We start from the raw sequence: 26566 nt of genomic DNA on the forward strand, positions 1-26566 counted from the left end.
CTGCATCCGTTCAGTCAGGCCTCATAGAATCAACCTGATCGCACAATCGAGGAGGACATGTGAAGTGCCCGAATGACTCAGCCACCCTGGTGATGAGCGAGCGCAGTGGCGTTGAGATCGACTATTGCCCCGAGTGCAGGGGTGTGTGGCTCGATCGTGGCGAACTCGACAAGATTCTGAGCCGTGCTGAGGCGGAGTATGCTGCTGCAGTTCCGGCCGCCCCGCCGCGCTACCAGGAAGCAGCGCCGGTTCAACCGCCCCTCCGCGATGGTTACACCAGCGGTTATGGCGATCGTGATCGCGACTATGACGGCAGGGATGGCGGGTACGGCGGATACCGCCGCAAGAAGAAAGAGAGCTGGCTCAGCGAGCTCTTCGACTAGCGGCGCGCCCTCGTCCGATTGAGCCTGTCGTGACCTCTCATTGGTCGAGTGAACCCCCGGTGCTCGAGCAGGCCGGTGGTCGAGCAGGCCGGTGGTCGAGCTTGTCGAGACATCCCGTCGGTTGAGCGGACCTCGGTGGTCGAGCCTGTCGGTGAGCGCCGATAACGAGTCCAACGGTTTCGACACGATCGCTCGTTCCTGGCGGCCTGCTCGACCACCGCAACGAAGAGTCCGCACGAGCTGTTGCTCGTGCGGACTCTTTTATGATGTTGCGGGCGGATCGCCGTGAGTTGCTACACCCCGTAGTAGAGCTCGAACTCGAACGGGTGCGGACGCTGCGCGAGAGGCTTGATCTCGCGCTCGCGCTTGTAGTCGATCCAGGTCTCGATGAGTTCACGTGTGAAGACGTTGCCGGCGAGAAGAAACTCGTGGTCGGCCTCGAGAGCGTCGAGCGCAGCCTCGAGCGATGCGGGCACCTGGGGGATGCTCTTCGCCTCTTCCGGCGGGAGCTCGTAGAGATCCTTGTCGACCGGCTCGTGCGGCTCGATGCGGTTCTTGATCCCGTCGAGGCCGGCCATCAGCTGTGCGGCGAATGCGAGGTACGGGTTGCCGGAGGCATCCGGTGCCCTGAACTCGATGCGCTTGGCCTTCGGGTTGGTGCCCGTGATCGGGATGCGGATGGATGCCGACCGGTTTCCGGCTGAGTACACGAGGTTGACAGGGGCTTCGAAGCCGGGAACCAGACGGTGGTAGCTGTTCACCGTCGGGTTGGTGAAGGCGAGCACCGCCGGTGCGTGCTTGAGCAGGCCGCCGATGTACCAACGAGCGATGTCAGAGAGACCGCCGTAGCCGTTCTCGTCGTAGAACAGCGGTGTGCTTCCGTTCCACAGCGACTGGTGGGTGTGCATTCCCGAACCGTTGTCGCCGAAGAGCGGCTTGGGCATAAACGTCGCGGTCTTGCCCCACTCGTTCGCCGTGTTCTTCACGATGTACTTGAACTTGAGGATGTCGTCGGCCGAGTGCACCATCGTGTCGAACCGGTAGTTGATCTCACCCTGGCCGGCGGTACCGACCTCGTGGTGGCTGCGCTCGAGGATCAGGCCCGCATCGATGAGCTTGAGGCAGATGTCGTCACGCAGGTCTGCGTGCTGGTCGACAGGGCTCACGGGGAAGTACCCGCCCTTGTACGGCGTCTTGTTGGCGAGGTTGCCGCCCTCTTCTTCACGGCCGGAGTTCCAGGCGCCCTCGCTCGAGTCGACGGAGTAGAAGCTCTCGTGCTGGTTCACTTCGTAGCGGACGTCGTCGAAGATGTAGAACTCGGCCTCCGGCGCGAAGAACGCCGTGTCTGCGATGCCCGTGGAGGCGAGGTACTTCTCAGCCTTCTTTGCGACCTGACGCGGATCCTTTGCATAGATCTCGCCGTTGCGGGGGTTGTAGATGTCGAACACCATGATGAGCGTGCGCTCGGTGCGGAACGGGTCGACGTATGCGGTCGTCACGTCGGGGATCAGCTGCATGTCGGATTCGTGGATGTTGGCGAACCCGCGGATCGACGAGCCGTCGAACAGCTGGCCGACGGTGAAGAACTCTTCGTCGACGGTCGCCGCGGGAATGTTGAAGTGCTGCTGAACGCCGGGAAGGTCCGTGAAACGGATGTCGACGAACTTGACGTCCGTCTCCTTGATGAACGTGAGCACCTCAGAAGAATCACTGAACATGTGAAGAACTCCAAATGGCTTGGTGTGTCGGAAGCAACGCGCAACCTCTCCTGAGGGTAGAGACACGGGGTTTCCCTATGGTGACACCCATGTTTCCAGCATGTTACACGTCTGCGCGGCGTAGAATCAGGGGATGCCCGTCTCACCCGCAGCCGAACGCTTCGGCGACCTCGCACCGAGCAGTTTTCCCGGCGAACGCCTCGGACTACCTGGGTCTGGGCGGATGAGTGTCGGGCGCCCTGGCAGGCGCATCGCCGCTCTCGCTATCGACTGGGCACTCGCCGTCATCATCTCACTGGCGTTCTTCAACTATGACGCCCTCGCGAATTACCTGATCTTCGCCGTTATGCAGCTTGTCTTCATCCCCACGATCGGCGGCAGCATCGGCCACCGCCTCGTCGGGCTGCGCGTCGTTCCGCTTGTCGGGGGATGGGTCGGCGTATGGCGCCCGGTCGTCCGCACGCTGCTGTTGTGCCTGATCGTCCCCGCGCTGGTCTGGGACTCGGACCAGCGCGGTTTTCACGACAAGGTCGCGGGGACGGTGCTCGTTCGGCTTTGACGCTCGCTGCGCCCAAGCGCTCCTGCGTATGTGACCTTTCCGGACCACGGTGCTCGAAAAGCCGGCCACATGCGTCCGGAAAGGTCACAGAGAGCCGGGTCGCTGAGGGGCTCAGCGGGCGCGCTGCGGGCGAACCTTGAAGGGGTCGACGCCCTTGGGGATCGGCAGGTTCGTTCCGAGCGACGCCAGACGATTGCGAACCGCGAGGATCTCGGGCTTCGTCAGCTTGGGCTTTCTGATGCGCTTGATTGCACGCGCGAGCTTGTACAGCGGCACTGCGTCGTCGTCGGGGCCCACATAGAGAACGTTCACGGGCACGTTCGGAAGGATGCGGTTGATCTTGCGCCGTTCGTCCTGCACGAGCCTCTGGGTGCGCGAGCGGGGGCCTTCTCCGACGAGAACGATGCCGCCCTTGCCCACGGCGCGATAGACGGCATCCTGCGTCTTCGCATTCGCGTTGACCGGCATCTCATTGCCCGTCCAGTTGCGTCCGAGTGAGCTGCGGAAGACGGCTCCGACAGCTCCCGGCTGGCCGGCGATCTGTTCGTATGCGGCACGTTCGGCGCGGCGGCCGAGAATGATCATGGCGGCCAGGATGCCGGCGAGAAGGCCGGAGATGACCCAGAGCACGATGCCGAGCACGCTGCCGCCCGAGATAAGCAGCGCCACGGCGATGCCAACGGCGATCGGACCGAGAAAACCGAGCAGCATCCACCACACGACAGCTGAATCGTGGCGACGGGTCATCTGGAAGACCTGCCACATCTGCTTCAAGCGACCGGGTTCTTTCGCAGCCTTAGCCGGCTTTTCCTTGCGTGCCATGGCTACAAGAATACGGCAGACATCGTGGGTGTTTCTGCACGTATCGACGAAGTCGGCCTACCTGTGCACAGGATGACCGCGCCGCGCCCCCTGCGTCGCTCGATGCTGCACGATAGCGGCATGCGAACACGAACACCTGAGGCTGCAGACGGCGGGCGGGCGACGTTGCAGAGCGCAGATGAGATCCTCCCTGGCACAGTCCTGTGCGGCTATCGGGTTGTGCGGCTTCTCGGCCGGGATGCCGACGCACGCAGCTATCTGGCGCATCGCGTTCCGCCATCCGGGCAGAAGGACTCGCCCGACGCCGCCGGGCGGCTTCGAACGGAACCGGTGCTCATACGGGTCTTCCACACGGCCGGATCAGCGGATCTCGTCAGCACCGCCCTGCGTGTGAGCGAACAGGTCGAGTCACCGTTCATCCAGCGACTGGTCGACGTCGGCACGCACCGACACCGGATCGTCGTGGCATGGGAGCAGACGCATATCAGCCTGGCCGCGCTGCTGCGGGCGCGCGGGTCGCTCCCGCAGGGCGAGGCCGTCACCGTTCTCGCGCCACTCGCACAGGCGATCGACGCCCTGCACCTGGCCGGGTACTCCTGCCGGTCGCTGACGACCGCGTATGTGCACCTGACATCAGAGGGAAGGCCCGTGCTCGCCGAGCTCGAGCGCGTCGTCGTTCCTGCAGGCGACTCCGACCGTGGACGGCTGCAGAGAGAGGACTACCGTGCCTTCGCGCGGATCTGTCGCGAGGTTCTCGGCTCCGGCCCCTCTGCTGCGGACGCCGCCGACGGGATCGAGCGCGCCGTCGAGAGCGACACAGACGACCTCTCGAGCGCCATCGAGTACCGTCTGTTCAGTCTGGCCGAGCCGTTGCCGGTTGATCTGAACGGCGGTCAGATCCACGCAGAACGGGTGTCGGGCAGCTCGCGGGCGCGTGCCGGAACAGGGCAGTTGTCGACCCGACGGGATGCAGAAGGGTTGCGGCCACGACGACAGGCGGAGCGAACACGCGGCATTCGCCGGGCAGCGCTGACGGCGATCGACCGCCTGTCGTGGCTGATCCCCGGCTCTCTGCTCTCCGTCGTCGAATCCATCGTCGGCCGGCGATCTGAGTCGCGGTCCGAACCATCGTCACCTCGAGACGATGATCCGCGTCGGGCAGACCGCCGCACCGCCGGCCGTGCTCCGGACAGCGGCGCAGACGAGGCCACGGTGCGTCGCGGCCCTCGTCCACGGGTGATCGGGCTCGCGTGTGCTGTCGCGGTCGTCGCCGTGACCGTCGGGCTGGTGGCGATACCCGAAGCAGACGAAACCAGGAGTGCATCCACATCGTCGGAGACCTTCGACCGCACGTCGACGGGCACGGCGGATGCGGGAGCTTCGACGGCAGAGGGGACCGAGGAACACGGGTCACCGCCCGAGGCCGCGGCCTCGGGTGACGACCCGGTGGTGGCAGCGCGCTACCTGCTTGCCGCGCGAGACGACTGCCTTGTGGCAGCCGACCGTGCATGCCTCGACGACGTCGACGAAGAGTCCTCGGCCATCCACGTCGCCGACGCGCATTCGATAGCTGTTCGGGCGGCGCCGGTGGAGGCGGCGTCAGGGGCAGAGATCACGCTGGAACTCGTTCAACGACTGGGAGACACAGCGATCGTGCGCACAACCGAGACGCGCGCCGAGGGTGAAACGGCAGAACGCCAGCCTGCGATCGTTCTGCTTGTGCGAACGACGGCCGGCTGGCGCCTGCGTGACCTCTTCGAGTCCGATGGGGTGTGATCCACCCCGTCGACCGGCTACCGAGCGATCAGATCCCGAGCGACTGCTCGAATTGACCGGCTTCGAGCCGGTTCTTCACCGCGACGAGGAACCGCGCGGCATCCGCACCGTCGACGATCCGGTGGTCGTACGACAACGCCAGGTACACCGTCGACCGGATCGCGATCGCATCCACTCCGCCCTGCGTCATAACAACTGGCTTCTTCGTGACGATGCCCGTTCCGAGGATCGCGACCTGCGGCAAGAAGACGACAGGCGTGTCGAAGAGGGCCCCGCGGGAACCGGTGTTGGTCAGGGTGAAGGTGCCGCCCGCCAGCTCGTCTGGTTTGAGCTTGTTGTTGCGTGTGCGCTCAGCGAGATCCGCGATGCTCTTGGCCAGGTCGGCGAGGGTCTGATCGGCGGCATCCCGCACCACAGGAGTGAGCAGCCCGCGTTCCGTGTCGACGGCGATGCTCAGGTTCTCGTGCTCGGGGTAGACGATCTGGTCGCCGTCGACGGTGGCGTTGATCACCGGGTAGGCCTTGAGCGCCTCAGCAGCGGCGAGCGCGAAGAACGGGAGGAACGAGAGCTTCACACCGGTCTGCTCGACGAAACGGCCCTTGACCCTGTCTCGGAAGGCGGCGACGTTGGTGACATCGACCTCGACGACGCTCGTGAGCTGTGCGGTCGACTGCATCGACACCACTGCACGATCGGCGAGGACCTTGCGCAGACGCGACATCGGCTGTGTGGTTCCGCGAAGCGGCGACGTCTCGAGAGGGGCGGCGGCGGGCGGGGCGGATGCCGTCGCCGCCGTGGCCGTCTCTGGCTTCTGAGCAGCGGACTCCGCCGCCTTCAGCACGTCTTCTTTGCGCACGCGGCCACCGACGCCCGTGCCCCTGACCGTCGAAAGGTCGACGCCCTTGTCTTGTGCCAGGCGGCGCACGAGCGGCGTCACATAGCTCGGGCCCTCTGATGGGGCCGATGGCTGTGACGGAGAGCTTTCCGCTTGCGGTTTCTGGGCCGGCTCTGCCGGCTTGGCAGCGGGCGCGGGCCGCTCGACTGCCTCGGTCTGTGCTGCAGGGGCCGGCTCCGGCTGTTTCGCGGGTTCCTGCTCCTGTGCGGCAGGTTGGGAACTCGGCTCGGCAGGCGGCTGGGCAGACGGCGCGGCACCCGAACCGATCATGGCGAGCACAGCGCCCACCTCGACGGTCTCGTCTTCTGCGGCCAGGATCTGCTGCACGATTCCGGCGACGGGCGAGGGGATCTCGGTGTCGACCTTGTCTGTCGAGATCTCGAGCAGCGGCTCATCGACCTCGACCTCGTCGCCGACCCCCTTGAGCCAGCGCGTGATCGTGCCCTCTGTCACGCTCTCACCCAGCGACGGCAGCACGACCGACTCCGCGTCTCCTGAACCGCCACCGGCGGCTGCGGCCTCTGGCGCAGGAGCAGACGATGCCGGCTGAGGAGCAGGACGCTCGGCGACGGGCTCATGCTGCGCTTCGGCCTCGTCGACGGCCGCATCGGCTGTCTCGGTGCGCGCAGCCTCTTCGGACTGTTCTGGTTCGGGTGCTGCTTCAGGTGCTCCGTCTGTCGCGGATGCCTCGGACGGCGCTGCTTCTGACGGTGCTGACTCTGGCGACGCGGATTCAGACGATCCAGCACCTGAGCCGTCGCCGATTCGCACGAGCGCCGCGCCGACCTCGACCGTGTCGTCTTCGTTCACGAGGATCTCCTCGATGACGCCCGCGACCGGTGAGGGAATTTCGGTGTCGACCTTGTCTGTCGAGACCTCGAGCAGCGGCTCGTCGACCTCCACACGGTCGCCGACCTTCTTCAGCCAGCGGGTGACCGTACCCTCTGTCACGCTCTCGCCGAGCGACGGAAGGCTGACGGATTCGCTCATGACCTTGTCTCCTTTGAAAACTTCTCGTTGTCTAGCTTAGTGATCAGCACGGTCAGAGAGCGTGTAGCGGTTTGCCGGCCAGCGCGAGGAACGCTTCTCCGAGCGCTTCGTTCTGGGTGGGGTGGGCGTGAATCAGCGGGGCGATGTCTTCTGGGTATGCCTCCCAGTTCACAGCGAGTTGGCCCTCTGCGATGAGCTCACCGACGCGTGCGCCGATCATGTGCACACCGACGACGGGGCCGTCGTTCACCCTGACGACCTTGACATTGCCCGTTGTGCCGATGATCTCGCTCTTGCCGTTGCCCGCGAGGTTGTAGTCGTATGCGGTGACCTTGTCTGCGCCGTACTGCTCAACGGCCTTTGCCTCGCTCAGTCCCACCGAGGCGACCTCTGGGTCGCAATACGTGACCTTGGGGATGTTCGAGTCCGGGATGACCACGGGGCTCAGGCCGGCGATCTCTTCGGCGACGAAGATTCCCTGCTGGAATCCGCGGTGCGCGAGCTGGAGGCCTGGAACGATGTCTCCGACTGCGTAGACACCGGGAACGCTGGTTTCAAGACGGTCGTTCGTGGTCACGAAACCACGGTCCATCTCGACACCCACGTCTTCGAACCCGAGGTTCGCCGTCGACGGGCCGCGTCCGACGGCGACAAGCAGCAGCTCGGCATCCACGGTCTCGCCGTTCTCGAGTGTCACGACGACGCCCGAGTCGTTTTGTGTCACCGACTGGAACCGCACACCGAGCGAGAACCCGATTCCGCGCTTGCGGAATGCCCGCTCGAGAGACTTGCTGATCGCTTCGTCTTCATTCGGGACCAGGTGGGGGAGGGCTTCGATGATCGTGACCTCTGACCCGAACGATTTCCAGACGCTCGCGAACTCCACGCCGATGACTCCGCCGCCGAGGACGGCGACCTTCTTCGGAACGTAGTCGAGCCCGAGCGCCTGCTCGCTCGTGATGACACGGCCACCGATGTCGAGGCCGGGCAGCGAACGGCTGTACGAGCCCGTGGCGAGCACAATGTGCTTGCCCGTTATCGTGTCGTCGCCGACGGCCACCGTCGTCGCCGACGTCAGACGGCCTTCGCCTTCGATGGTTGTGATGCCCCTGGCCTTGACAAGGCCCTGCAACCCTTTGTATTTCTTGGCGACGATGCCCTCTCGGTATGAGGTGACCCCCGCGATGTCGATGCCGTCGAACGATGTCGTGACGCCGTACTTCGAGGACTCCCTCGAGACATCCGCGACCTCGGCGGCATGCAGCAGCGCCTTCGTCGGAATACACCCTCGGTGAAGACAGGTGCCGCCGACCTTGTCTTTCTCGATCATGCCGACTGAGAAGCCGAGCTCGCTCGCGCGCAATGCCGCCGCGTAGCCCCCGCTTCCACCGCCCAGCACCACTATGTCAAAGGTCTGTTCCGACACTGAGTATCTCCTCGTGCATCCGGGATCTGGATTCATGCGCCTGTTGCTGTGAGAACAGACGTTCCGCGGGCGTTGTTCGCCTCCTCGACCTTACTACGCGTGTGCGTACGATTCAGCGACCGCGAGCAGCGCCCTGACACCGACGCCGCTCGGTCCCTTGCCGGTGAATCCGAACGGGCTGTCCGGGTTGTTCGCCGGACCGGCGATGTCGAGGTGCGCCCAGGGAATCGTCGCCGCGTCGTCCGAGTCGTCGACTCGTCCGACGAACTCACGCAGAAAGATCCCGGCGAGAAGCATGCCGCCGGCGGAGTTCCCGACCTTGGCATTCGCGAGATCGGCGACGTCGGACCGCAAAAGAGCCTTCAGCTCTGCCGGTTCGGGCATGGCCCAGAATCGCTCGCCTGCCGCGATCGCTGCCGAACGGACCCTGTCGATCATGTCGTCGTCGCCCATCACCGCGGCGTAGCGTTTTCCGAGTGCGACCGAGGCCGCTCCCGTGAGCGTCGCGATGTCGATGATGGCGTCAGGATGCTCCTCGCTCGCCGCCACGAGACCGTCGGCCATCACGAGACGGCCTTCTGCATCGGTGTTCGTCACTTCGACTGTCTTGCCGCCGCGTATCCGGAGAACGTCGTTCGGCCTGATCGCGGTTCCGGACGGCATGTTCTCTGCGATGCACATCCAGGCGGTGAGGCGCACCGGCAGGCCGAGTTTCGCGGCGGCGACGACCACGGCGAGCACAGTCGCCGCGCCGGTCATGTCGTATTTCATTCCCAGCATTCCGGCAGCAGGCTTGAGTGAGAGCCCACCGGTGTCGAACGTGATGCCCTTGCCGACGAGGGCGAGGTGGCTGCTCGCTTCACTCGGAGCGTAGATGACCTTGACGAGGCGAGGGCTTCTGCTCGATCCCTGCCCGACACCGAGGATGCCGCCGAAACCGTCTGCGGCGAGGTCGTGCTCGTCCCAGATCTTGACCTCGACGGGAAGGCCCGCTGCGGCGTCGACGGCGTGTTCCGCGAGCGTTTGCGGATAGAGGTCGATCGGCGGGGTGTTCACGAGGTCTTTCACGCGGGCGACGGCTTCGGCGACGACGCGTGATCGTTCGAGGGTGGATGCGATGACATCCGCTTCTGCGATCGACGCATCGATGTGAACGGTGATCACGCGCGGGGGCAGCATCGTGCCCTCGAGCGAGTCTTTTCGATACGCGGTGAACGCATAGCTCCCGAGCGCCGCCCCCTCGAGAAGGGCCGAGAGCTCCTCGACGGACGATACGGCAAGCGCGATCGCCACGTGTCCGACCCCGGTGAGCTGCCTGATCGCGCTGCCCGCTGCATATCGAAGGGCATCGGGGGTGGGCTCGTCTCCGATGCCGACGATCGCGATGCTCCCGGCAGAGACGCCGTCGACCGCCGGGATCCTGGTCACCTCATCCTGTCCTCCGCGCACGCCGATCGACGCCAAGGACTCACCGACACGGGCGAAGTCGCCGTGTGCGTGCAGTGACGGGCTCTTCCCGCCCCGGAGGGCTCCGAGCAGAATGACGTCTGCGTCGCTTGTGCGTGCTGGTTCGTGCGAGATGCGCATTTCAGAAACGGTCATGGGAATCACCCTAAACGGCATCCCTCGGGCGCTGTTCGCTCACGGCAGAGTCGGTGCCCCCTGAGCACGCCACGGGCGGCTATCGTCGACGCTTAGAGTGGAAACATGACATCTGCCGACGATCTCTTCGAGTTCACGGAGATAGCGGGTCGCGTGCCTGAGGGACTCGACCTCGTGGTGGCGCTCACCGGCTTCGTCGACGCGGGAGCAACCGCTGCGCAGTTCAACGAATACGCGCGCGACGTCATCGACCACCGTGTTGTCGCCGTGTTCGACAACGATCGTCTTCTCGACTACCGCGCGAGGCGGCCGATCATCTCTTTCGAGCAGGATCACCTGAGCGACTACACGCCGCCGAGACTCGAGCTCTCGCTTGCATACGACGACCTGCAGCATCCGTTCCTTCTGCTCACCGGCTACGAGCCGGATTTCATGTGGGAGGCCTTCGTTCAGCAGGTGCTCGGCCTGATCGACCGCTTCGAGGTGTCGCAGGTCACCTGGCTGCACGCCATCCCCATGCCTGTGCCGCACACCCGCCCGATCGGGGTGACCGTGAGCGGCACACGAGCGGAGCTCGTCGAGAACATGAGCGTGTGGAGACCGCACACGCAGGTTCCGGCTCACGTCCTCCACCTGCTCGAGTTCCGGATCGCTGAAAGGGGCGGATCGGTCAGCGGTTTCGCACTTCTGATCCCGCACTATCTCTCTGACACCGAGTTCCCCTCGGCCGCACTCGCGGCCATCGACAGCATCAGTGCGGCGACGGGGCTGATCCTGCCGACGGACGAACTCCGGGAAGAGGGCCGTGAGTTCGTTTCGCGCATCGACGAACAGGTCGGAGGCAACGAGGAACTCGCGCGCCTCGTCGGAACACTCGAAGAGCGCTACGACGCCTATATGGAGGGCTCGAGCCTTCCGTCGCCCCTCACGGACTCGGACGGTGTTGTGCCCACCGCAGACGAGATCGCCGCCGAACTCGAGAAGTTCCTGGCCGGTCGCCGTGGCCCAGACGAAACACCTCACGGTCCGTTTCCGCAGTGACAGGCGGCGTGTGCACGCAGCCGTGTAGGCACAACGCCGAATCGTCGAGGTCGAGGGAATACAAGCGGGCTCCCTGCGGTTGTAGCCCGAAGACATGATCAAAAGGGGCCGCCGGCGGCAACCTCACGCGCGGTCGGCCGATCGGATGCGATGCCGTGCGATGGCTCGTGCTCTCTGCAATCCGTGACATAATGGTGAGAAGGACCCGTTCATGTCCGTTGTGCCCGCGTCGTCGAAAAACGCCGGGTTCGACCAGGACTTGACATGGGTCTTAGTAATGTCCGAAAACACAGCAACGTGCGATAACAACCCAGACCCTCGAACCGCTCAGCGGGCCCGTTTGAGGGAGTGAAAGGGGCTCATATGGCCGCCAAGGCCGCACAGACTGCGGAAAAAGAAGAGATGATCACCACTCCAGTGGCACAGAAGACCCCCGCGAAGAAGACGTCGACCCCCGAGAAGACCAGCCGGACGGCAACGAAGGCGGCAAGCACGGGATCGCCGACCAAGCGGGGCGCAGCACACAAGAAGGCTGACGGCGATGCTGTCGACGACGAAGAGGTCGAAGACGCCGATGTCGCTGCCGTGGTCGTCGACGATGACGGAGAGGATTCGACGGATGAGGGTGTCAGAAAAACGGCTGCGACTGAAGAGGCGCTTCCGAAGGATGCCCTTGTGCTCTCGTCGGGAGACGATGACGAGGTTCCGGTCTATTCTGCGACCATCACCGGTGCGACAGCCGACCCGGTCAAGGACTACCTGAAGCAGATCGGCAAGGTTCCTCTGCTGAATGCGGCGGAGGAGGTCGAGCTCGCCATGAGGATCGAGGCGGGCCTGTTCGCCGAGGACCGTCTGGCGAATGCCGATGACCTCACGCCGCAAGCTCGCCGAGAGCTGCAGTGGGTGGCGAAGGACGGCCAGCGTGCGAAGAGCCACCTGCTCGGTGCGAACCTTCGACTCGTCGTCTCGCTCGCCAAGCGTTACACCGGCCGCGGGATGCAGTTCCTCGACCTCATCCAGGAAGGGAACCTCGGCCTGATCCGTGCTGTCGAGAAGTTCGACTACACAAAGGGCTTCAAGTTCTCGACATACGCCACCTGGTGGATTCGTCAGGCGATCACTCGCGCGATGGCAGACCAGGCGCGCACGATCCGTATCCCCGTGCACATGGTCGAGGTGATCAACAAGCTCGCGCGTGTTCAGCGCCAGATGCTGCAGGACCTCGGGCGCGAACCCACACCAGAAGAACTGAGCCGCGAACTCGACATGACGCCTGAGAAGGTCGTCGAGGTTCAGAAGTACGGGCGCGAGCCCATCTCGCTGCACACCCCGCTCGGCGAGGACGGCGACAGTGAGTTCGGCGACCTGATCGAAGACACCGAGGCCGTGGTTCCGGCCGACGCCGTGGGGTTCACAATGCTTCAGAAGCAGCTCGAGAGCCTTCTCGACTCACTGAGCGAACGCGAAGCGGGGGTCATCCGCATGCGCTTCGGCCTCGGCGACGGTATGCCGAAGACACTCGACCAGATCGGCGACACCTTCGGCGTGACACGCGAGCGGATCAGGCAGATCGAGTCGAAGACGATGGCGAAGCTGCGTCACCCGTCACGGTCGCAGTCCCTGCGGGACTACCTTGAGTAGACCCTCAGGTCTGAAATACGTTCTTCCCATCCTCATCGGACGCCTGGCTCGCTTCGCGACCAGGCTCCGAGGTGGGGGGAGTGCGCTGCCCGGGTACATCGTGCAGCGGTTGGCGCCGGGGGTTCTCTCCGGTGTCGCATCGCAGCTCCCGCACGGGGTGGTCTTTGTGCTCGGATCGAACGGCAAGTCGACGACCACGAACATCCTGACCACGATCGTCAGGGCGCATGGTCTGAAGGTGTTCACGAATCCCTCTGGCGCGAACATGCCGCAGGGGATCTACTCGGCTCTTCTCTCTGAGATGACCCTGACCGGGCGGCTCGACGCGGACATCGCGATCCTCGAGATCGACGAAGGCTATGGTCGTGTGATCGCAGAGCAGCTGAAACCGAAGTCCGCCGTGGTCTTGAACCTGCTGGTCGATCAGATCTACCGGTTCGGCGAGCCCGATCGGGTTGCGCAGATGTTCAGAGACATCCTGGGCGGCATCTCTGAATACGTGGTGTTGAACCGTGACGACAACTACCTCGCACGTCTCGGTCGTGAGCTCGAGGCAGAGCAGCGTCTCGATGTCGAGTATTTCGGAGCCTCCGCCGACGTGCAGAGCTCAGCACCGCATGGGCAGCTTTCCGCACGCGACTATTCCGGGTCTGCTGCAGTCGCTGCGGCGCCCGCCGTCGCAGAGGTCGTCTCGGTCCACGGTTTCGACGCGACGATCCGTATGCGGGGGGAGGAGCATCCCGTGCGGATGCCTGCACGCGGTCTGCACTATGCGGTCGATGTCGCCGCGGCGTTCACCCTCGCAGCTCGGAACCTCGGCGACCGATTCGACATCGGCACGGCTGTTGCGGCCGTCGCCTCGAGCAAAACCGTTTACGGCAGGGGCGAGATCCTCACGGTCGACGACCGCGAGATCGAGATCCTGATGCTCAAGAACCTCGCAAGCCTGCAGCTCAACCTCGACTATCTGACCGAGACACCCGATTCGGTGCTTTTCGCCTATGACGAGTCGAGCAAGGATCCCTCGTGGCTCTACAACGCCGATTTCTCGAAGATCGACCACGTGGATGTCATCACCGGGCCGAAAGGCGCGTTCGTCGCCCTGCGGCTCGCGTATGAGGGAAAGGCATTCGGAGTGATCGAACCGGACACGACGAAAGCCATCGACAGGATTCTCGCCGGACCACGACCGGCGAGCGGACGTCACACGTTTTTTCTCGACCACGACGAGATGATGCTCGCACGCAAGCATCTCGGATACCGAGACCTCGAGGCGGGCTCAGCATGACGGTCAGGATCCTCGAGCTCTATCCCTCTGAGCTCAACCTCAACGGCGACGCTGGAAACCGCATGGCCCTCGCCCGCAGGATGCGCCTGGCCGGCATCGACGTCGACGAGCTGAGCCATCATCCCGGCGACGAGTTCCCGTCGGCAGTTGACATCGTGACGATCGGAACGGGTTCGTCGAGCGCGGTCAGGAGTGTTGCACCAGATGTCGAACGCATAGCTCCCGCCCTTCGTTCGCTCGTCGACGACGGCGTCGTTCTGCTCGCAGCCGGTGCGGGCTTCCATCTGCTCTCACGACGCATCCGCATGCCCGATGGGGTCGAACTCGAGGGTGCCGGTGTGTTCGATGCCGCCATCGACTGCACAGCGCCCAGAGTGATCACCGAGGCATTCGGCATCGAGAGCGAGTTCGGCACGCTGATCGGCACGGAGAACCACACGGCGAGGAGTGTTCTCGCTCCCGGTGTGCGCCCGCTCGGAAAGGTGCTGAACGGGCGGGGCAATGGTGACGGACGAGACGGAGCCGTTGTGGGCAACAGCTATGGAACCCATGCTCATGGGCCTGTTCTCGTTGTGAACCCTCGATTCACCGATCACCTCATCGGACTGGCGTGTAAGCGCACAGGCGACATGTACAGCACCACAGAGGCGCACAACGAGCTGGATCGTGTGGTCGCAGCGGCGCGCGCGATCCTCGAGAAGAAGCTGCCCGCCTGAACCCGTGACGGGCAGAAGCCGGCGTGCGCACTGAAAGACCGCTGCAAGGCGTGACGACGGACAGTGCCAGACGACAGACGGCACGACAGACGGTAAAAGGGCGGTGCCCTCGACAGTGTCGAGGGCACCGCCCTTTTACAGGTCGCGGCGACGCGGCTCATCTCGGCCACGCTGCCGTGCGCCGAACAGGCTGTGCTGGTCTCAGGCGCGCTGGTCTTCGAGAAGCCGGTTGGATTCGTCGTGCCAGCTCTCCGCGATCGCAGAGAGCTTCTCTTCGTACTTCTTTCCGTGGTGGGCGCAGAACAGGAGCTCCCCGCTCGAGACGACGGCACGGATGTACGCTTGTGCCCCACAGCTGTCGCAGCGGTCTGCGGCGGTCAGCTGGGGCCCGGCAACAACGTCGACGTGACCGGTTTCGTTTGCGATCTGTGACATGAGCTCCTCCTGACCTCGTGGTGTTCACTGGTTACTCCATACAACCACGGACTCGTCGATTATCTGCCCCATCCACCCGCCAGTTCGCTCTGCGCGTAGATACCCGCGGCCGCTGTGTCGGTCGCAGCTTTCGTCGGATGCCGTCAGTAGGCTTGGGGACCGTGAGTTCTGACTATTCCGCGCGTCATCTCTCGGTGCTCGAGGGCCTCGAGGCGGTGCGCAAACGGCCGGGTATGTACATCGGCTCGACCGATTCCCGAGGGCTGATGCACTGCCTCTGGGAGGTCATCGACAACTCCGTGGATGAGGCCCTCGGCGGCTACGGCGATTCGATCACCATCGTGCTGCACGCGGACGGCAGCGTCGAAGTACGCGACCAGGCCCGTGGCATCCCCGTCGACGTCGAGCCGAAGACGGGCCTCAGCGGTGTCGAGGTCGTCTTCACGAAGCTGCACGCGGGCGGAAAATTCGGGTCCGGCTCGTATGCGGCGTCTGGCGGGTTGCACGGAGTCGGCGCTTCGGTCGTCAACGCACTGAGCGAGCGGCTCGACGTCGAGGTCGACCGCGACGGAAAGACCTGGGCGATGTCGTTTCACCGTGGTGAGCCCGGAATCTTCGCCGACACGGGCGCCCCCAGTCCCGATGCGCCGTTCACGCCGTTCGAAAGCCGCAGCGAGCTGCGTGTGGTCGGCAAGGTCAAGAAGGGCGTCACCGGCACACGTGTTCGGTACTGGGCCGATCGCGCGATCTTCTCGAAGGGCGCCGAGTTCCAGCTCGATGAGCTCGTCAGTCGCGCACGGCAAACGGCTTTCCTGACCCCTGGCCTCGCCCTCACGATCTCGGACGAGCGCGGTGACGAACCGGAGTCGCACCTCTTCGAATACGAGGGCGGGATCTCGGAATTCGTCGAGCACCTGGCGACCGACAGCGCCGTCACAGACATCTGGCGCCTCACCGGGTCGGGCAGTTTCACAGAGACCGTTCCGGTGCTGAGCGACACCGGGGCGATGGTCTCGACCGAACTCCAACGCGAGTGCCAGGTCGACATCGCCCTGCGGTGGGGGACGGGCTACGAGACCGTGATGAAGAGCTTCGTCAACATCATCGCCACGCCGAAGGGCGGCTCGCACCAGGCGGGTTTCGACCAGGGCATCGTGCGGTTCATGAAGCAGCAGATCGAGCAGAACGCCAGGCGTCTGAAGGTCGGAAACGACAAGCTCGAGAAAGACGACGTGCTGGCGGGCCTGACGGCCGTGCTCACCGTGCGTCTGCCAGAACCCCAGTTCGAGGGGCAGACCAAAGAGGTGCTGGGAACCCCCGCGGCGAAGAACATCGTCTCTGGTGTTGTGACGAGGGCGCTCACCGAGAAGTTCGCGTCGACGAAGCGCGACGACAAGGCGCAGGTGGCTCTGGTGCTCGACAAGATCGTCGCCGAGATGAAGTCGCGGATCTCGGCCCGCGCCCACAAAGAGACCCAGCGACGCAAGAACGCTCTCGAGAGCTCATCGCTTCCCTCGAAGCTCGTCGATTGCCGCAGCAACGATGTCACGAACAGTGAGCTCTTCATCGTGGAGGGTGACTCCGCGCTCGGAACGGCGAAGAACGCGCGTGACAGCGAGTTCCAGGCGCTGCTGCCGATCAGGGGAAAGATCCTCAACGTGCAGAAGGCATCCGTCTCTGACATGCTCTCGAACGCGGAGTGTGCCGCGATCATCCAGGTGATCGGCGCCGGCTCTGGGCGCAGCTTCGACATCAGCGCCTCCCGCTACGGCAAAGTGATCATCATGAGCGATGCCGACGTCGACGGAGCGCACATCCGCACCCTGCTGCTCACGTTGTTCTTCCGGTACATGCGGCCGATGATCGAAGAGGGCCGTGTCTTCGCGGCCGTTCCGCCGCTGCACCGCGTGGTGGTGATGAACGCGGGCTCCAAACCGAACGAGACCGTCTACACCTATTCAGAGAACGAGCTGAAGACCCTGTTGAGTCAGCTGAAGCGCTCGAACAAGCGCTACCAGGAGCCGATCCAGCGCTACAAGGGGCTCGGCGAGATGGACGCGGACCAGCTCGCGAACACGACGATGGATCGTGCGGGGCGGATGCTGCGGCGCGTTCAGGTTCCCGACGCCGAGCAGGCGGCGCGTGTCTTCGAGCTGCTGATGGGCAACGACGTCGCTCCCCGCAAGGAGTTCATCGTCGACAGCGCAGACCGCCTGAGTCGCGAGAGCATCGACGTCTGACCCATAGCCCTTCGTGCCCCACACAGCAGGTGGGGCATCGGTCCGCGTCACTGGTTCGCCCAGCGCTACACCTTTTGTGACGCGCGCCCCTAACTAGGGGCGCGCGTCACAAAAGGTGTAGCGCGTACGGGCGGTGAAGGGTGAAGGGTGAGGGTGATGGTGATGGGGTGAAGGTGGCGGGGAGGTCGGCGGCTCAGTGGGCGATGGCGCTGCCGATCGAGCCGATGATCGTGTCGAGGAGTGTTCCCGATGCATCCCGTCTGGCCCCCGCTTCTGGCAAGACGCGTGCCGTGCCGTCGGGACCGACGGCGTGCGCGGGCGCGGGGCCGACCCACGCGAACGACAGGGTGTCTTCCCCCTTGAGAAAACTGTGGGTCCTGACACCGCCCGTGGCGCGTCCCTTCGCGGGGAACTCCGAGAACATCGTGACCTTTGCCCGGCCGGGATCGGTTCCCGCGATGAGATCGGAACTCGTCGACACGGTCACAACGACGTTCTCAGCCTGTGGATCGACGGCTCCGAAGAAGACCACGTGAGCGGAGTCGGGCAGATTGATACCGGTCATCCCTCCGGCGGAGCGGCCCTGCGGGCGTACGAGAGCCGCAGAGAAACGAAGCAACTGGGCGGCCGACGTCACGAACGTGAGTTCCGCCTCATCGGATGTCTGTGCGGCTCCGACGACTTCGTCACCCGCCTTCAGGCCGATGACCTCGAAGTCCGGCTTCTTCGGCCAGTCGCCGGGTGAAACCCGCTTCACCACTCCGTTCCTGGTGCCGAGCACAATGGGATTCTCGCTCGTCAGCGACACGAGCGCGAGCACACGCTCAGCCCGGTTCGGGAGCGCGAGATAGTCTCCGATCCTGACACCCGCGGCGAGCTGCAGCGAGTTCGCGGGCACAACGGGAAGATCCACGGGGCTGAAGACGATCAGGCGCCCGAGCGAGGTCACCGCACCGATGTCGGCTCGCGATGTTGTGTCGAGCACCCCGAGCACTGCGTCGTGCTTCGTGCGGCGCCGTGCGCGAGCAGAGGTCTGCTCCTCGGATGCCGTCAGGTCGACGCGCACGGCACGACCCGTTGTGCTCAGGTACACCCGCGTCGGCGTGTCTGCGACCTCGAGCTGGGCACCCTGCTTCTTCGACGTCGCCGACGCGATGCTCGGCTTGGCCTCTGTGAGCAGCGTGCGGCGCGGGGTGCCGTACTTCTCGGCCGCCTCGGCGAGCTCGCGTGACACCTGTTCGCGAATCCGTGCTTCGCTCGACAGCAGCTCTTCGAGCAGTGCGATCTCTGACGTCAGCTGGTCTCGCTCTGCCTCGAGCTCGACGCGCGAGAACTTGGTGAGCCGCCGAAGCCTCAGCTCGAGGATGTACTCGGCCTGCGGGTGTGAGAGATCGAAGACGTCGATCAGTCTCGCTCTGGCCTGCTCGGAGTCGTCGCTCGAGCGGATCACCTGGATGACCTCGTCGATATCGAGGATCGCGATCAGCAGCCCCTCGACGAGGTGGAGCCGTTCGTTCTTGCGCGCCAGCCGGTACCGCGAACGCCTTGTGACCACCTGGATGCGGTGGTCCACATACACCTGGAGTAGCTCACGCAGCCCGAGGGTCTGCGGACCGCCGTCGACGAGCGCGACGTTGTTGATGCTGAAGCCGTCTTCGAGGGGCGTGTAGCGATAGAGCTGCTCGAGCACGGCCTGCGGGCTGAAGCCGGTCTTGATGCCGATCACCAGGCGCAGCCCGTGCTTGCGGTCGGTCAGGTCTGTCACATCCGAGATGCCGCTCAGCTTCTTGCTCGAGACGCCGTCCTTGATCTTCTCGATCACGCGCTCTGGCCCCACGAGGTACGGCAGCTCCGTGATCACGAGGCCGCTCTTGCGGGCCGACAGGCTCTCGACGCTGACCTTCGCCCTGGTCTTGAAGCTGCCGCGACCGGTCGCGTAGGCATCTTTGATGCCCTGCAGACCGACGATCGTCCCTCCGGTCGGAAGATCGGGACCCGGCACGTATTCCATAAGCTCATCGAGCGTCGCATCCGGGTGGGCGAGCAGGTGCCTCGCCGCACCGACGACCTCGATGAGGTTGTGCGGCGCCATGTTGGTGGCCATGCCGACGGCGATGCCACTGGCGCCGTTGACGAGAAGATTCGGGATCGCCGCGGGCAGCACATCCGGCTGCGTCAGCTGATTGTCGTAGTTCGGAACGAAGTCGACGACGTCTTCGTCGAGGCTCTCCGTCATGGCGAGCGCTGTGACGTCGAGTCTCGCCTCTGTGTATCGCGGTGCGGCCGGTCCGTCGTCGAGCGACCCGAAGTTTCCGTGCCCGTCGATGAAGGGCACGCGCATGGTGAAGCTCTGCGCCAGCCTCACCAGCGCGTCATAGATCGCCGTGTCTCCGTGAGGGTGCAGCTTTCCCATCACCTCACCCACGACACGGGCCGATTTCACATGCCCCTTGTCCGGTCGCAGCCCCATCTCGCTCATCTGGTAGAGGATGCGTCGCTGCACGGGCTTCAGGCCGTCTCGCGCGTCTGGGAGTGCACGCGAATAGATCACGGAGTATGCGTACTCGAGGAATGACCCCTGCATTTCGCTGGAGACGTCGACGTCTTCGATGCGTTCAACGATGTCTGTCGACGGTGTATCGGTTTTCTTTGCCAAGATCCTGGTTTCTCGGGTGACGGATGCCTGTGGTGCACACGGTGCACAGGGTGCGACCGGTGCGCATTGCGGGCGGGAAACTGACGGGCCATGCCACAATGGCCACAATGCTACCCATCAGAAAACCCGGCGCGAGAAGCCTTGCCGATGTTCTGCCGAATTCGGTGCTGTCCATGGACCGGCCGGGCGGTCCGCTTGATCTCGGCGCGGCAGAATCGGCGGTCGTCGTTCTCGTCGACGGCCTGGGCTCCGCGCAGCTGCGAGAACGCTCAGGGCACGCGCGATTTCTCTCGTCTCACGTCGGCGAGAGCATCTCGACGGTGTTCCCGAGCACAACCGCCTCTGCGCTCACGACCTTCGCCACGGGCGCCGAACCCGGTGTGCACGGGCTTGTCGGCTACAGAGTGCTCGACGAGGTGAACGATCGCGTTGTGAATCAGCTGACCGGGTGGGATGCACAAATGACGCCGAGCTGGCAGCGCGCACCAACCGTCTTCGAACGCTCTCGTGCCGACGGCATCCGTTCGTATGCCGTCGGCCCGCGCAGCTTCGAGAGGTCTGGATTCACCGCCGCCGTGCTGCGCGGCGCGGAGTATCGATCGGCCGACACTCTCGCGGCGCGTTTCGCCGAGGCCGCTCTTCTGGCACGGACACCCCGCACGCTCGTCTACCTCTATGTGCCAGAGCTCGACAAAGCCGCCCACAGGTACGGCTGGGAGTCTGACGAGTGGCTCGCCTGGTTAGAAGCGTTCGACAGCGAGCTGCGCACGGCGATGGGGTCATTCCCGCCGGGCGCCGGAGTGCTCGTCACAGCCGACCACGGCTGCCTCGACGTGCCGCATCGATCCCAGATCCTGTTCGACGCTGTGCCGGGGCTCATCGAGAACGTGATGCACGTTGGGGGAGAACCGCGGTGCCTTCAGCTCTATCTGGATCGGGGAGCAACCCGTGAGGATCGCGAGCGGCTCGCCTCGGCCTGGCACGACAGCGAGGGAGGCCGGGCCTGGGTGATGACGCGGGAGGAGGCCATTGCAGGCGACCTGTTCGGCGACGTCGACCGCGAGGTCGTGCCGCGGATCGGCGACGTGATCGTCGCGGCCCGCAAACGCGTCGTCTATTACGACGGCCGGGCAGAGGAGCAGAGCGCCAGGAACATGATCGGCCAGCACGGATCGCTGACCCCGGAGGAGACTCTTGTGCCCCTCGCGAGGCTGGGCGCATACGCTTCGTAGCGCGGCTGTGCCGCCGGGAGCGCCTCTCGTCGAGGCCGGCGCGCCATTCCCCGGGTGAACGCGACGCACCGGGACTGTCGTTGAATCATGGTGAGTCCTTTGTTCGGCGTCTTCGAGCCGGTCGTGACCGGATCCGCCCGGTGGACGCAACACCGGCCTCACCCTCGCCGGCTCGTCCGCCAGACTCACGACCATCGGTCTCAACTAAAGTGGGTTGAAGCACGACAACGGTCTACAGGGCAGTGGGGAAGACGATGGGCGCCACCGACGATCACAGCACCGACGATCACACCACCGAGGGTCACGGCGACGGAGAACGGCTGGGTCTCACGTGGTTGCGACGGGAGCGGATCGGTGCGGAGCTCGAGCGAACCGGCTTTGTGAACAGCCGTGATCTCGCCACCCGATTCGGCGTCTCCACCGTCACCATCCGTGGCGATCTGCGCGATCTGGAGCGACTTCACATGGTGAAGCGCGTGCGAGGCGGCGCGATCGCGGCGACTCTCGAAGGAGAGAAGCCGTTCGAGATAACAGCGACCGAGCATGAGGAGGAAAAGGCTGCCATCGCGAAGCGAAGTGTCGCGATGATCGAGCCCGGCATGTCGATCGTGCTTGACGTCGGGACCACCACGAGCGCGATCGCCACCGCTATCGCAGCCGATGTCGAACGACGTGGCCTGACCGTCTTCACCAACGGGATCAACATCGTCCACATCCTTCGTGGCATCCCGCGACTCGATGTGATCGTCACGGGGGGATCGGTGCGTCCGATGCAGCACTCGCTCGTCAACCCGTTGGCCACACTGCTGTTCGAGCATATTCACGCGGATCTCGCATTCATCGGGTGCACCGGAGTGGATGCCCGCCACGGGATCACGAACATCAACCTGCCTGAAGCGGAGGTGAAGTCGGCGATGGTGGCGTCATCGCGCCGAACTGTGGTGGTCGCGGATTCGAGCAAGCTTGGCAAAGTGTCGCTCGCAACTGTGTGTCCGTTGAGCGCGATCGAAAGCGTTGTGACAGGCAAGGCAGCCTCCGACGCTGCGCTCTCTGAGCTACGGGACCTCGGCACCCAGGTACTCGTTGCGTGACTCTCATAGCAAATACATAACAAAGCAAAGATATCGAAAGTCTTGACAAGCTTTCGAAGGCGCTGCTAGCGTCCCTCGTAATCACCAGGGATGTCTGAGCGGCGTCCCCTCCTACAACGATGTGGAGCAAATCTTGTCAAGAATTCGACACCCCTGGCCGCGCAGGATCGCGGCTCTTGCAGGTGCAATCGCTGTGGCGGCTGCGGGGCTGCTGGTCGCACGTCCGGCCGAGGCTGTGGAGCAGCCGATCGATCTCGGGAATTACGCTGACACCCCGCCGATGGGGTGGAGTACCTGGAACGAATTCGGTTGCGACGTCTCTGCCGACCTGATCGAAGAGATGGCGGATGCGATCGTCGCCTCGGGTATGGCCGATGCCGGTTATGAGTACGTCAACATCGACGACTGCTGGGCGGAGACGGCGCGTGATGCCGAGGGTAACCTCATCGCGGACACCGAGAAGTTCCCCGATGGAATCGCGGGCGTCGCCGACTACGTGCACTCGCTCGGATTGAAGCTCGGCATCTACTCCTCGGCGGGTACGACGACGTGCCAGCGCGTCTACCCCGGGAGCCTGGGCTACGAATACATCGACGCCAAGAACTACTACGACTGGGGAGTCGACTACATCAAGTACGACAACTGCGGCGGCCACACCATCACCACGGCGAACCCCGATCCCACCAAGTTCGACGACGGCGTCGACATCTGGCTTCCTGGAAGCGATGTGAACACCACCGAAGAGATCGGCGCCGAGCGACGCTACGAGCGTATGGGTCTCGCGATCCAGCAGGTTCAGCAGGAGGCGCTCGCCAATGGCGACGAGTGGGAGGTCGTCTATTCGCTCTGCGAGTGGGGCGACAACCAGCCGTGGCTCTGGGGTTCGAGCGTGGGCGGGGTGCTCTGGCGAACCACATTCGATATCCAAGACAGTTTCTCATCCGTGCTCTCGCTGCTCGACCAGCAGGTGGGCCTGGAGGAGTTCTCCGGACCCAATGCCTGGAACGATCCAGACATGCTCGAGGTCGGAAACGGCGGCATGACCGTCGAGGAGTACCGCACACACTTCTCTCTGTGGTCGTTGCTCAATGCACCTCTTATCGCGGGGAATGACGTGAGGACCATCGACACCGAAGAGGAGCGGGCAGCGGACGCCACGACGGCTGCCTACCATGACATCCTCACAAACGAAGCGGTCATCGCGGTGGACCAGGACTGGGGCGGCAAGCAGGGTTATCTTCTCCGGGACGACGGCGATCAGGAGATCTGGGTCAAGCCGATGTCCGACGGCCAGTCCGTTGCCGTGGTGCTCCTCAACCGCGGGGCCGAGAGCGCGAACATCACGGTGGACGCGTCGGAACTCCATGCGGCAGGACTGGCCTCCTCGTCGGCGTACGAGATCGACGACGTGTGGAGCGACGAGCCGACGGTGTCGACGGGCTCATCCGTGCGTGCGGCGCCGACCGGGCACGCTTCGGCCATGTACATCGTCTCGCCGACCGCCGATGACCAGATCGCGCCATCCGTCACCATCGACGTCGTCGGCGAAAACTATGTCGAGGCCGGGGAGACAACCGAAGTCGACGTCACGGTGCACAACGACAGCCTGGAAGACCTGACCGACGTCGAGGTCGGGCTGACCGCGCCGTCCGGATGGACGGTGACCGCTCTCGGGAGCGAGTCCGCCGACGACCTGGCCGGTCAGAGCGGCTTGACGGCACGATACTCCCTCTCCACGAGCGCGGATGCCGCTGTCGGCGACGCGAATCTCGTCGCATCCGCCACATACGAGTGGGGCGAGGACTCCACGGAGTACTCCGTGGACGGGACCTACGTGCTCCATCTTGTGCGGGTGCCAGGCGAGGGAGAACATCAGCTGAGCGACCTGAGCTGGGCTCGTTCCGCCAACGGCGCGGTCCAGGTCGTGGACCAGACAGGTGACGGCGGCATCGGGCGCGACACGGCCACCGACGGGACCACCCTGAACATCAACGGCACTGAGTACGCCAAAGGGGTGGGAACCCAGGCTCCCAGCAGTGTGGTCGTCTATCTCGGGGGCACCTGCTCGGCCCTGACCGGGCTGGCCGGTGTGCAGCAGACGACCAGCACCGGGGGACCAGGGGGTGGTGGCGGTTCGGCGACCTTCTCGATTCTGGGCGACGACGAGACCCTGTGGTCGAGCGACGGTGCGGTGTCATCGACGACCGATGGTCAGGGATTCAGCGTCGATGTCACCGGTGTGCAGGTCATCGAGTTCTCCACGGTCGGCAGCGGCGGATTCAACCCGGCCGCCGACAAGGCGAACTGGATCAACACGATCGTGACCTGTGACAAGAAGACCGACGAGGTCCTGCCGAGCATCAGCCTCGGAACAGACACGGTCCAGGCGGGCAGTCACCAGACGCTCGTCGGCAGCGGATTCGTTCCGGAGCAGGTGCTCGAGGTGAGCCTGCATTCGACCCCGGTGCTCCTCGGCTCGGTGACGACGGATTCAGCCGGAAACTTCAGTTTCGGCTTCGTTGTCCCTGAGGACACAACGACCGGAGCCCACAGCATCCAGGTGAGTTCCTCAGGGGTGACGCTCGCGACGGTCGCCGTCACCGTGACGGCCGCGTCTTCGTCGAGCGTTGACGAGACAGACACCTCCGGCGAGACTGTGGCCAGCGCAACCGGTCTTGCATCGACCGGCGTGAGTCCCGCCGGGGCGGTATGGCTGGCGGTGTTCCTGCTCGTGGCCGGCGGCAGTGCGGTGGTGGCCTTCCGCGTCCGCCGAGGCCGAGCAAACCGGGTCTAGGCAAGCGGTCAGGGGCCGGTCACTCCGGCCCCTGACCGCTGTTCGGCGAACCCGTTCTGCACGAAAGAGAACACGGTCAAGGTCAAGAGACTGCTCGGGAGGCCGAGCGTCGGCGATACCGCGCAGAAGCGCGTCGAGAATCTGCTGAGACGGTGTTGGCTGACGGGCGTTTAGTCGTCGTCGGTTCGTGCTCCGAAGACGATCTCGTCCCACGAAGGCATGGATGCTCTGCCGCGTCGTGAACCGCGTGGCTGGGGAGGGGCTCCCTGTGCTTGAGAGCTCTCAGGCGGGTTCCGCGGAGTGGCGGAGGGGGACTCGGTCGACGAGAGCTCCTCGAAATCGGCGAGGGGAACGTCAACAGGATGCGGACGGGACGCCGTGTGCTCGTCTGCGTCGCCGGGGAGGTGAGCGCCCTCGCGCTCACCTCTGCGCTTGCGCAGGGCTTCGAGCAGATCGGCGGTCTGGTGCGACTGTGACGGCTTGACCGTGTCGTCAGCACCGCGGTTGATCGCGGCGGCGGTGGCCTTCGACGAGCTCTGCGGACGGCTGACAGCGGTGAGCTCCAGCTTCGGTCCCTTGTCGTGCTCGTCCTCGGCGAAGGTGAATGCTCCGCTGTCGAACCTCGTCTCATCTGGGCGAGGAGCCTCTTTCTCGACAGCTCGAAGACGGGGGATCAACGCGTTGGGCATCTCGCCCTGTTTCGACAGCGTGATGGCCTCGGCGTTGAGCGGCGAGAGCGCGTGCTTCTTGGGCTCGAAGCTCCACCGGGCGTCATGGTCGACGTCGGCCGACGTGAACGAGAGCTTGACGATCCAGCTGCCCGAGTCTTCCTTCCAGCTCGTCCAGGTCTCATTCGAGGCCTCGAGGGCAGCCAGCCGCGCGCGGATCGCCGCACCGAAGGTCGATTCGTCTTCTGCGGATTGTGGGTCGACGGGCGCGATGACGGCGACGCTCAGTGCTGCTCCGACGATGTGTTCGCGTTCAGCGAGCACCGGGCCCTCGAAGCGCTGCACATATTCGACGGGCACTCCCGTCAGCCTGGCCACCTCTTCGGCGGACATGCCGCTGCGGATGTGTGCCTGAACGTCTCGTGGACTGAGCTTGGGTCCGTTGTACGGTTCCTGCCTGCTCCGACGCACGTGAGACTGCAGCACTTCGTCGACGACGAGGCGAAAGCGTTCGCCTTCTTCGGTCGCCGCGACGAGTGCACCGTCTTCAACGCCGATTACCTTCAAATCTCGCATGACTCATTTGCCTCTCA

The 26566-nt window shown here is 64.5% G+C and carries 19 protein-coding genes; 11 read left to right on the top strand and 8 right to left on the bottom strand.

Annotation, left to right across the window (positions count from 1 at the left end):
* Positions 1–59 precede the first annotated feature (59 nt).
* Entirely contained in the window at positions 60–383 is a 324-nt protein-coding gene (locus ACYVF5_RS08220; RefSeq protein ID WP_460945134.1) for a TFIIB-type zinc ribbon-containing protein, read from the top strand.
* 293 nt (positions 384–676) lie between these two features.
* Here the strand turns inward: ACYVF5_RS08220 and glnA are convergent, their stop codons facing one another.
* Positions 677–2101 (bottom strand): type I glutamate--ammonia ligase, encoded by a 1425-nt coding sequence (glnA, locus tag ACYVF5_RS08225; protein ID WP_460945136.1) that lies wholly within the window; start codon positions 2099–2101, stop codon positions 677–679.
* Between the two features lie 133 nt (positions 2102–2234).
* Between glnA and ACYVF5_RS08230 the strand changes: the two genes are divergently transcribed.
* The gene (locus tag ACYVF5_RS08230; RefSeq protein ID WP_460945138.1) at positions 2235–2660 is read left to right on the top strand and encodes an RDD family protein; all 426 of its coding nucleotides are present in this window, start codon (positions 2235–2237) and stop codon (positions 2658–2660) included.
* Positions 2661–2771: 111 nt separating this feature from the next.
* On the opposite strand, the gene ACYVF5_RS08235 is transcribed toward ACYVF5_RS08230, so the two are convergent.
* Positions 2772–3482 carry a DUF4191 domain-containing protein gene (locus ACYVF5_RS08235; protein ID WP_460945140.1) on the bottom strand — a complete coding sequence of 237 codons (711 nt, stop codon included), beginning with the start codon at positions 3480–3482 and terminating at the stop codon, positions 2772–2774.
* A gap of 120 nt (positions 3483–3602) precedes the next feature.
* On the opposite strand from ACYVF5_RS08235, the gene ACYVF5_RS08240 reads away from it, so the two are divergent.
* Positions 3603–5258, top strand: coding sequence for a protein kinase family protein (locus ACYVF5_RS08240; RefSeq protein WP_460945142.1), 1656 nt, complete (start codon positions 3603–3605; stop codon positions 5256–5258).
* 28 nt (positions 5259–5286) lie between these two features.
* On the opposite strand, the gene sucB is transcribed toward ACYVF5_RS08240, so the two are convergent.
* From sucB to ACYVF5_RS08255, 3 genes are all read right to left on the bottom strand, one after another.
* Positions 5287–7143 (bottom strand): 2-oxoglutarate dehydrogenase, E2 component, dihydrolipoamide succinyltransferase, encoded by a 1857-nt coding sequence (gene sucB / locus ACYVF5_RS08245; RefSeq protein ID WP_460945144.1) that lies wholly within the window; start codon positions 7141–7143, stop codon positions 5287–5289.
* A gap of 52 nt (positions 7144–7195) precedes the next feature.
* Positions 7196–8569 carry a dihydrolipoyl dehydrogenase gene (gene lpdA, locus ACYVF5_RS08250; RefSeq protein ID WP_460945146.1) on the bottom strand — a complete coding sequence of 458 codons (1374 nt, stop codon included), beginning with the start codon at positions 8567–8569 and terminating at the stop codon, positions 7196–7198.
* 93 nt (positions 8570–8662) lie between these two features.
* On the bottom strand, positions 8663–10171 hold the full coding sequence (locus ACYVF5_RS08255) for a leucyl aminopeptidase (protein ID WP_460945148.1): 1509 nt from the start codon (positions 10169–10171) through the stop codon (positions 8663–8665).
* 105 nt (positions 10172–10276) lie between these two features.
* Here ACYVF5_RS08255 and ACYVF5_RS08260 point away from each other — a divergent pair, with 105 nt between their 5' ends.
* The 4 genes from ACYVF5_RS08260 (at position 10277) to ACYVF5_RS08275 (ending at position 14857) form a co-directional block, all read left to right on the top strand.
* Positions 10277–11212 (top strand): proteasome assembly chaperone family protein, encoded by a 936-nt coding sequence (locus tag ACYVF5_RS08260; RefSeq protein ID WP_460945150.1) that lies wholly within the window; start codon positions 10277–10279, stop codon positions 11210–11212.
* 402 nt (positions 11213–11614) lie between these two features.
* Positions 11615–12853 carry an RNA polymerase sigma factor gene (locus tag ACYVF5_RS08265; protein ID WP_460945152.1) on the top strand — a complete coding sequence of 413 codons (1239 nt, stop codon included), beginning with the start codon at positions 11615–11617 and terminating at the stop codon, positions 12851–12853.
* A complete protein-coding gene (locus ACYVF5_RS08270) occupies positions 12846–14141 on the top strand; it encodes a Mur ligase family protein (protein ID WP_460945154.1) in 1296 nt (431 codons plus the stop codon). The genes ACYVF5_RS08265 and ACYVF5_RS08270 overlap by 8 nt, the downstream gene beginning before the upstream one ends.
* Positions 14138–14857 carry a type 1 glutamine amidotransferase gene (locus ACYVF5_RS08275; protein WP_460945156.1) on the top strand — a complete coding sequence of 240 codons (720 nt, stop codon included), beginning with the start codon at positions 14138–14140 and terminating at the stop codon, positions 14855–14857. The genes ACYVF5_RS08270 and ACYVF5_RS08275 overlap by 4 nt, the downstream gene beginning before the upstream one ends.
* A gap of 201 nt (positions 14858–15058) precedes the next feature.
* Here the strand turns inward: ACYVF5_RS08275 and ACYVF5_RS08280 are convergent, their stop codons facing one another.
* Complete coding sequence (locus ACYVF5_RS08280; protein WP_460945158.1) at positions 15059–15292, bottom strand: DUF7455 domain-containing protein; 234 nt, start codon at positions 15290–15292, stop codon at positions 15059–15061.
* Between the two features lie 137 nt (positions 15293–15429).
* Between ACYVF5_RS08280 and ACYVF5_RS08285 the strand changes: the two genes are divergently transcribed.
* Positions 15430–17532 (top strand): DNA gyrase/topoisomerase IV subunit B, encoded by a 2103-nt coding sequence (locus ACYVF5_RS08285; RefSeq protein ID WP_460945160.1) that lies wholly within the window; start codon positions 15430–15432, stop codon positions 17530–17532.
* Between the two features lie 193 nt (positions 17533–17725).
* Here the strand turns inward: ACYVF5_RS08285 and ACYVF5_RS08290 are convergent, their stop codons facing one another.
* The gene (locus ACYVF5_RS08290) at positions 17726–20191 is read right to left on the bottom strand and encodes a DNA gyrase/topoisomerase IV subunit A (RefSeq protein ID WP_460945330.1); all 2466 of its coding nucleotides are present in this window, start codon (positions 20189–20191) and stop codon (positions 17726–17728) included.
* A gap of 104 nt (positions 20192–20295) precedes the next feature.
* Between ACYVF5_RS08290 and ACYVF5_RS08295 the strand changes: the two genes are divergently transcribed.
* From ACYVF5_RS08295 to ACYVF5_RS08305, 3 genes are all read left to right on the top strand, one after another.
* The gene (locus ACYVF5_RS08295; protein WP_460945162.1) at positions 20296–21420 is read left to right on the top strand and encodes an alkaline phosphatase family protein; all 1125 of its coding nucleotides are present in this window, start codon (positions 20296–20298) and stop codon (positions 21418–21420) included.
* A gap of 254 nt (positions 21421–21674) precedes the next feature.
* Entirely contained in the window at positions 21675–22511 is an 837-nt protein-coding gene (locus ACYVF5_RS08300; RefSeq protein ID WP_460945164.1) for a DeoR/GlpR family DNA-binding transcription regulator, read from the top strand.
* Positions 22512–22644: 133 nt separating this feature from the next.
* The gene (locus ACYVF5_RS08305) at positions 22645–25305 is read left to right on the top strand and encodes an NPCBM/NEW2 domain-containing protein (RefSeq protein WP_460945166.1); all 2661 of its coding nucleotides are present in this window, start codon (positions 22645–22647) and stop codon (positions 25303–25305) included.
* A gap of 170 nt (positions 25306–25475) precedes the next feature.
* Here ACYVF5_RS08305 and sepH read toward each other — a convergent pair whose 3' ends face one another.
* Positions 25476–26549 carry a septation protein SepH gene (gene sepH / locus ACYVF5_RS08310; RefSeq protein WP_460945168.1) on the bottom strand — a complete coding sequence of 358 codons (1074 nt, stop codon included), beginning with the start codon at positions 26547–26549 and terminating at the stop codon, positions 25476–25478.
* Between the last annotated feature and the right edge of the window lie 17 nt (positions 26550–26566).

The organism is Okibacterium endophyticum (genome assembly GCF_054780075.1).